This is a genomic window from Acaryochloris sp. IP29b_bin.148 (assembly GCF_028285565.1).
Classification (GTDB): domain Bacteria; phylum Cyanobacteriota; class Cyanobacteriia; order Thermosynechococcales; family Thermosynechococcaceae; genus Acaryochloris.
This window is the reverse complement of record NZ_JANQOY010000073.1, coordinates 1-7393: the sequence shown is the minus strand read 5'-3', so window position 1 is coordinate 7393 and position 7393 is coordinate 1. Positions and strand designations below refer to the sequence as shown.

General features: G+C 48.2%; 7 protein-coding genes and 1 pseudogene. 3 read left to right on the top strand and 5 right to left on the bottom strand.

Going from position 1 to position 7393, the window contains the following annotated elements:
* The 3 genes and pseudogenes from Q0986_RS06645 to Q0986_RS06635 form a co-directional block, all read left to right on the top strand.
* Nucleotides 1–189 (top strand): annotated as a pseudogene (locus Q0986_RS06645) (TetR/AcrR family transcriptional regulator); the annotation flags it as partial.
* Between the two features lie 131 nt (nucleotides 190–320).
* Nucleotides 321–1079: a peroxide stress protein YaaA gene (gene yaaA / locus Q0986_RS06640; protein ID WP_299406447.1), complete on the top strand. Its 759-nt coding sequence runs from the start codon at nucleotides 321–323 to the stop codon at nucleotides 1077–1079.
* A gap of 7 nt (nucleotides 1080–1086) precedes the next feature.
* Nucleotides 1087–1716 (top strand): class I SAM-dependent methyltransferase, encoded by a 630-nt coding sequence (locus Q0986_RS06635; protein WP_299406443.1) that lies wholly within the window; start codon nucleotides 1087–1089, stop codon nucleotides 1714–1716.
* Between the two features lie 67 nt (nucleotides 1717–1783).
* Here Q0986_RS06635 and Q0986_RS06630 read toward each other — a convergent pair whose 3' ends face one another.
* The 5 genes from Q0986_RS06630 to Q0986_RS06610 all read right to left on the bottom strand — a co-directional run bounded on the left by Q0986_RS06630 (nucleotide 1784) and on the right by Q0986_RS06610 (nucleotide 7297).
* Nucleotides 1784–2734 carry a DNA polymerase III subunit delta' gene (locus Q0986_RS06630; RefSeq protein WP_299406440.1) on the bottom strand — a complete coding sequence of 317 codons (951 nt, stop codon included), beginning with the start codon at nucleotides 2732–2734 and terminating at the stop codon, nucleotides 1784–1786.
* Nucleotides 2734–3429 (bottom strand): dTMP kinase, encoded by a 696-nt coding sequence (gene tmk, locus Q0986_RS06625; protein ID WP_299406436.1) that lies wholly within the window; start codon nucleotides 3427–3429, stop codon nucleotides 2734–2736. Before tmk ends, Q0986_RS06630 begins: the two co-directional genes overlap by 1 nt.
* A 50-nt stretch (nucleotides 3430–3479) precedes the next feature.
* Nucleotides 3480–3725, bottom strand: a complete 246-nt coding sequence (locus Q0986_RS06620) for a hypothetical protein (protein WP_299406432.1) — start codon at nucleotides 3723–3725, stop codon at nucleotides 3480–3482.
* Between the two features lie 478 nt (nucleotides 3726–4203).
* Nucleotides 4204–5421 (bottom strand): response regulator, encoded by a 1218-nt coding sequence (locus Q0986_RS06615; protein ID WP_299406429.1) that lies wholly within the window; start codon nucleotides 5419–5421, stop codon nucleotides 4204–4206.
* A gap of 121 nt (nucleotides 5422–5542) precedes the next feature.
* Nucleotides 5543–7297 carry a serine/threonine-protein kinase gene (locus Q0986_RS06610; RefSeq protein ID WP_299406421.1) on the bottom strand — a complete coding sequence of 585 codons (1755 nt, stop codon included), beginning with the start codon at nucleotides 7295–7297 and terminating at the stop codon, nucleotides 5543–5545.
* Nucleotides 7298–7393: the final 96 nt, after the last annotated feature.

Below are 7393 nucleotides of genomic sequence, written 5' to 3'. Positions count from 1 at the left end.
GGACAGTTTCGCCAACTAGATGCGTTTTTAACGGCCATCAATATCTTGGGAATCTGCTCGTTTTACTTTGATGCCCATGAGAACTTGAAATACCTTGATACCAGTCAGCAACTCCTCAGCACCGAGCGGGTACGACAGCAGACGGAAGAGGTCGTCAAATTTGTACTCGCAGGAGTGATTGCTCGTTAAGTTTTGGGCTGGCTCACTTCCGGCACACCTGCACATCCAAGTCTTTTCGGTCACTTTTGCTTAAATTTCCCGTGGTAAATTGTCAGATGCGCCGTAAAGCCAGCCCCAATAACGCCAGCAGGAGTAGAGCCATGCTAATGATCATCTCCCCCTCCAAAACCCAGAACTTTGATCCGCCTCCTGCGATCGCGTACACCGTACCTGCTCAAGCCGCGCAAACCCAAACACTCGTCCAACAACTTCGGGAATATAGCCCGGAGGACTTGGGCAAACTGATGAAAATTAGCCCCAAACTCTCCGATCTTAACTGGCAACGTTACCAAGACTTTCAGGACTCGTTTACCCAGGAGAATGCCAAACAAGCTCTGTTGGCCTTTAAGGGCGATGTTTATAACGGTATCCAAGTAGACACCTACTCCCCAGAAGATTTTGCCTTTGCTCAGACTCATCTCCGCATTCTGTCTGGGTTATATGGCCTGCTGAAACCCCTCGACCTGATTCAGCCCTATCGGTTAGAAATGGGGACTAAACTCCAAACAGAAAAAGGCAAAACCCTCTATGACTTTTGGGGGACTCAAATTACGGAGGCACTCAATGCTGATTTAGCTTCAGGGACGACCCTTGTAAACCTAGCCTCGGGGGAATATTTCAAAGCGATTCAGCCTCAACGGCTCAAGGGTAAGGTCCTCAATATTGCCTTTAAGGAAAACAAAAATGGTACCTATAAAGTCATTGGGATTCACGCCAAACGGGCTCGAGGCCTAATGGTGAACTATGCTATCCAAAACCGCATTACTGATCCTGAAGGTTTACAAGCATTTGATGTAGAAGGCTACGCGTTCAATCCAAGTCTTTCGAAAGAAACCGAGTGGGCCTTTTGTCGAAACTAAGTTTGCCATGCGTTCTGCTCTGCTAGTTTTTGTCGCGAAACAACTCGGGTACCCCTCTGGCATTTGGGGACGGCTACTGTTGCGCCTGCTCAATCGAGAAAATGCAGGGATGCATCAGCTGGCCTTTGATCAATTGGCGATACGCCAGGGCGATCGCATCTTAGAAATTGGGTTTGGTGGGGGAAGTTTGCTGGCTCGGATCTTGCAAACGGGGCTTCCAGAAAAAGTGATAGGCATTGACTATGCGGAAGATGCCTTGAAAGTTACACAACGGAAATTACAAAGATATGTACGCTCAGGCCGACTCACCCTATTGCAAGGGAATGCCAATCATCTCCCCTTCCCTGAGTCGCAGTTTGAACAGATTTGTACCGTCAATACCCTCTACTTTTGGCCGGATGCCTCGGCGGTTTTCCACGAGTGTTATCGCGTCCTGAGGCCTGAAGGAACATTGGTGGTTTGTTACAACACCCCAACCGTCTTGGCCGAACAAGGGTTAATCCAACAAGGATTTAAGGGGTATGAGGTGGAAGCTGTGGAAAACTTACTGAGCCAAACGAAATTCCAGTTAATACAGACTATATCTGGCAAGGATTCCAGTAATGGACAATACTATTGTACCTGTGGAAAACGTTAGCACCCGTCTTTTAACGGATAATTGCGATCACCCCAAATAGAGGTCAGGATCAACCCTACGCCATCACCTAGATTGGGTTTTCACTCCAACCACTGCTTGACTGTTCAGCTAGCGTTAGAAGCGTGACTTCCCATACCAGTCGAGGCTGAGCATAGTGACGCAGCTGCTCCTTGGCTTTTTCTAAGGGATGGAGCAAGGCCGAGTGGCCATAGGTTTGCCAAAAGTGTTGTTGATAATAGTCAAGGAGCCACAGCTGAGAAGGGAGATCCAAGGCTTGATCGATAGTTTGGGCTAACCGGAGGCAGTCTTGAGGAGCCTGTAGGGCTTCTAAGGTCGTTGCTAATAGGTCGGGGTCCATCGCTTGTTGCTGTTGCCAGTGTGCGATCGCACGTCCAGGACTCCCTTGGGCCATCTCTAACAACTGAGGGTGGGCCAAAATCTCAGAGTATCCCGCTTGTTCCAGCACCTGTGCCACTTGATTGGCCGTCAGTCGGCGAAAGGGAATCCGCTGGCAACGGGAGACCAACGTTGGAATTAAGGCATCCATATTCGGGGCAAGGAGCACGAGCGTGGCATTCCCCGGTTCTTCTAGACTCTTGAGGAGGGCATTGGCCGCCGCTTCTCCCATGGTCTCAGCCCCTTCAATTACCACAGCCAGCCGAGACGCCTCTAAGGGCGCTTGACTGAGGAACTGAGTCATGGCTCGAATCTGGGCCAGGCGAACTTGAGGATGACTCCGAGGTAAGGCAATCTCTTGCACCTGCATCTGGGCCAAGGTTATCAACTGGTTTTTGTGTTTATAGGTGGGAGAAATCCACAGACTGTCGGGATGATTCTGGAGCTGGCGCTGATCGATTTGTTCAGGATCTAAAAGCAGGCTAAGAAACTGCTCGGCCACAAGGCGACGTCCAATCCCTTCTGGTCCAGCAAAGAGATACGCTGGGGCGATTCGTTGCGTTGCGATCGCCCGACTCAAATACTCAATCGCTGCCGATTGGCCCACAATATCCGCAAACATTAGGGATACCATTCCTGGAGATGTTGTTCCATAACCTCTTGAATATGCTGGGCCACCTGAGCCTCAGGCTGTTGGGCATCAACACGTACAATCCGCTGAGGATGCTGTTGGGCTAAGGTGGCAAATCCTTGCCGTAGCTTCTGGTGGAACGCAATCTCATTGGCTTCCATGCGATCGGACTGAATCTCTGGATCCTGTTCTCGCTGGCGTGTTCGGGCCAGGCCATAGTCCGCCTCGATATCCAGCCACAGGGTAAGGTCACTCTCTAACCCTTGGGTGGCAATCTGATTGAGCTGATCAATCAACCCTAAGTCTAATCCCCGGCCATAGCCCTGATAGGCAAGGGTGGAATCCGTGTAGCGATCGCATAGGACTAAGGTCCCGGCTTGCAAATGCGGCACCAGAAAACTGGCCACATGCTGGGCGCGATCCGCCGCAAACAGCAATAATTCTGCTTGTTCATCCAGCCGTTCATTCCCGGTCACCGTGACATCTAACAGCAACTTGCGTATCCCTTTCCCTAACAGCGTGCCGCCGGGTTCTCGGGTGATCACAATGGGTGGGAAATCAGCTTGGGTGTAATGAGCAACGCGGTCCCCCCAGCCACTTTGGTTCAACCAAGTTTGTACCGAGATCAGCTGGGTTGTTTTGCCAGCCCCTTCGCCACCTTCAAAGACAATCAATTTACCGAGCATGTCTTCAATTGTATTTAAGGAAAATCTAGAGTGACTTATATCTTGCCACTTTATGGGTTAGACTCCCCAGGGCGATTTTGAAAATAGAGCTGCCTTGTGAGCTGGGCTCTCTGACGCATATACTCATCAGATCGGCGAGTTCGATATCCGATCTGCTTCGAAATACAGCGTTCTAACTCATCATTGAGCCGATCAATGAGGTGGAGGGCAACTTCATCCTCTAAATAGGTTTGGACATATAAAACCGCAATAATGTTATTGATATCACGATTGGTCAAATTGACCCTACACTCCATGTCGCTTCTCCTACGATGCGGTAAAAATCCCCCCACACCTTTAGGTCAATACTGAAATTTGAGAAGACATGGCAAACCCAGTCAACGCTTGTCCCAGATCATGAATACCTGACTGAACAGTGACCTATTGAGTGATTAAATACGGTTTGAGCGACAGCAAATAGAGTCTCGGGACAGAATCATTCACCCACAGGATCCTGTCGAATAAGTGATACTCGTTTGCCTTTCCCCGCGTCGAACTCAAACACAATAAATCAGTTAATGATCTTATCCACGATAGCGTATCTCATCTCTAGCGTCACTATTTTTCTCGAAGAGAATAATTGAACAGGACTCCAATTTTCGCTGCTGTTAGTCGATACCTGAGCTAGAAAACGATGTTATTCCTGTTGCTGATAGGAACAATCCCCTGGACTGGGAAGAACAACTTATAGGCAGTATGGGCGAAAACTACGACCCATCGATCGTGTTGTCATGATTATTCTTGCTGTTGTTGGGGGAAAGTAAAATAAACACTGGTCCCTTTATCTGGCTCAGACTCGACCCAAATTCGCCCATTATGGCGTTCCAAAATTTTCTTGCAGGTCGCTAACCCCATCCCTGTGCCAGCGTAGTCATCTGCGTTGATTCTTTGAAACACTTCAAAAATTAAGTGGACTTTATCTGCATCAATGCCAATGCCGTTGTCATGAACACCAAATAGGTAAGTCTGAGATCCTGGGATTGGCGATTGCTCATCCTGATCAAAAGACAGAAAGCCTATGTCTACAGATCTCTCAATCACGTCTTGGGGAAGTAGGCTGACTGAAATGCTAATTTCAGGTTTATTGCCTTGCGGCTGGAACTTGAGCGCGTTGGTAATCAAATGATGAAAGAGTTGCATCAGTTGATTTCGATCCGCCATCACGGTTGGCAGAGAATCATGATGAATGACGGCTGATTGCTCAGCCATTGCAACTTGCAGGTTATCTAGAATCATGGCCAGAATAGCGTCACAGGAAATTTCTTCAATGACCAGTTCTTCATTGCCTACACGGGCATAGTCAAGCAGCGCTTCAATCACTTTTTGCATTGAGCTACTGATGTCGCGCAGCCGTTTCAAATATTCAAATACCTTTGAATTCGGATTCCCTTTACAGCATTGCTCCACTAAGCCGATCGCAAACAAAAAACTTTGTAAGGGTTGCTTTAAATCGTGGGACATCACATGGGCAAATTGCTCTAGCTCTCGATTAGAACGCATTAACGCTTGATTTTGTTTCAACAACTTCCGCTGCTGATTTTGCAGCTGCATTCTTAATCGGCTAATCGTAATTTGGTTTTCAATTCGGGCTAGAACCTCAGGTAACTCAAAGGGTTTAGTAATATAATCCACCCCTCCTAAATCGAAGGCTTTAACTTTATCCATCGCCTCGTCTAGGGCGCTGATGAAAATAACCGGAATCTCACGGGTTACAGGATCTGCTTTAAGGTGTTCACAAACTTCATAACCCGACATTTGGGGCATTTTAATATCGAGTAATATCAAATCTGCACGGGTATTTTGCAAGGTGGTAAGGGCCATCAATCCACTGCGGGCACAGCGAACGGCAAATCCTTCTTCCGTCAACATACTGGACAAGATCCGCAAGTTTTCAGCCGAGTCGTCGACAACTAAAATGTTTGATTTTGTGGCTTTGTTCAACAGAGTAGTCATGACTGCTGTGTGCGAGTAAATAGCTAAATAAAGCTAGTCACTGTTTCCCATTGGAGATGATTCACTGTTTCCCATTGGAGATGATTTGGGTTATCAAACCTAATTGTATAGGGTTTACACCTCAATTTGATGCATTGGGTGCATCAGAAATGCTGGGGGGTGTTGCTTCTTTCTCGCAGAAAGAAACCCGTTGCGCCAGAGTTGGGATTAAAACAACCGCTCCTTTCAAAGTGGTTGAGTCATTGGGGGTATCCACGGGCAAAAAAGCCTTAACCGGTAGATGTCCAGGTGGTGCATTCAAGGCAAAGACTAATTGTCCATAATCATAGGGACGAACCACACTAAATTGTAGGTAAAACCATCTTGTCCGCTGCACAAATTCAGTCAACGCACTATCTGAATTGTTCCGTTTAACATTGGTGTTTTCTGTAAATTTCCCGACCAATGTTTGCCAGACTTTAGCTTGAGCGGTAAAACCAAACCGCCCTTGGCTGGCTTGTTCCCAGTACTGGTTGATTGTCTGTAAGTCTTGGCAGGGAATTTGCTCGACATCTTCGACTCGTAAAGTGCTTCCTGACCTGCCCGTAATACTGAGCAGTAAGTCACGGGTTAGCTGATCTGCATTTTTCCATTGCCCTGCGGTTAAGGACTCTTTGAGGGGCGTGTAATCGACAACTACGGGGGCATTGGCTGCTGAGATCGTTTCCGGTGTCGTCACGGCCCCCTCTGCTTCTTCTACGTTTTTGCCAGGCGATTCAGCCGTAAAGTCTTCTCCTGGCCCACCCTCAACGGTAGTGCTAGAGGGATCTGGAGGCGCTGTGACCACGGTTGGGGCAAAGGCTGTGGGGAAAAAGCGAGCTGTGACATAAACTGCCCCGGCTGCGCCTCCCAACAATCCGATAAACAGAGCAGCAAAGAAGGTACGAATGGGCAATTTGGGTTTCATGGTAGAAGTCTGTCCCTTCGCAGAAAGCAGTTGAGCATCTGGAACATTAGACGGAAGATTTATCCCAGAACCAGTAGAAGGGACCGCTGGACTCGAAGGAGTGGGCACTGAAATGGGTTGAGTCGCCAGCAGATGTTGGAGAGCCGCTCTAGCTTCAGTCGCGTTCTGATAGCGATGTCGAAAATCGTACAGCACCATCTTGTTAATAATCGTAGCCACGTGAGGGCTGACGGTGGTGTGATGGGTCCACAGCACTTCGCCTGACTGGGAATCTTTGTCCAATTCACTCGGCAGTTTGCCTGTCAGTGCTTGAATGCCTACCATCCCAACGGCAAACACATCACTGCTCAGTTTGGGTTGGCCTGAATACTGCTCGTTGGGGGTATAGCCAGGGGTGCAAATGCTGATAGTTTGTGCTGTATTGCCATGGGCAACGGTCGTTTGCAGGCCTACTGCTTTCACAGCGCCAAAATCAATCAGAACGATCTTGCCATCGTGACGCCGCCGAATCAGGTTAGAGGGTTTAATATCTCGATGAATCACGCCTTGCTGATGGACAAATTCCAGCACCTCCAGAATGCTGTCTAACAATGTCACGGCATAGTATTCTGAGCATTGCTGGCCGACTATGAGTTCGCGGCTTAAATCTGCTCCATCAATCAGTTCTTGCACCAGAAAAAAGTGCTCTGCTTCTTCAAAATGTGCGAGCAATCGCGGAATTTGATCGTGCGTTCCTAACTTAGACAAAATATCTGCTTCCCGTTGAAAGAGGCGGCAGGCATCGGGCCAAATATGAGGATTGTCTAGCTGTGGCTTTAGTTTTTTGACCACGCAGTGGGGATTGCCAGGGAACTGCGTATCTTCTGCTAAAAATGTTTCTCCAAATCCGCCACTGCCTAGCGGTTGCAGAATTCGATAAAATCCAACCAAGACAATACCCCTATTGGTCGTAGATTATCACCAGAGAAAACGGTTACCATCATTGACCCTTGCCATCCCCTTTGTGGACGCACTCTTCCACTGATT

Coding starts and splice junctions, on each gene's coding strand:
- yaaA (WP_299406447.1), top strand. CDS start 321: ATGCTAATGATCATCTCCCCCTCCAAAACCCAGAACTTTGATCCGCCT.
- Q0986_RS06635 (WP_299406443.1), top strand. CDS start 1,087: ATGCGTTCTGCTCTGCTAGTTTTTGTCGCGAAACAACTCGGGTACCCC.
- Q0986_RS06630 (WP_299406440.1), bottom strand. CDS start 2,734: ATGTTTGCGGATATTGTGGGCCAATCGGCAGCGATTGAGTATTTGAGT.
- tmk (WP_299406436.1), bottom strand. CDS start 3,429: ATGCTCGGTAAATTGATTGTCTTTGAAGGTGGCGAAGGGGCTGGCAAA.
- Q0986_RS06620 (WP_299406432.1), bottom strand. CDS start 3,725: ATGGAGTGTAGGGTCAATTTGACCAATCGTGATATCAATAACATTATT.
- Q0986_RS06615 (WP_299406429.1), bottom strand. CDS start 5,421: ATGACTACTCTGTTGAACAAAGCCACAAAATCAAACATTTTAGTTGTC.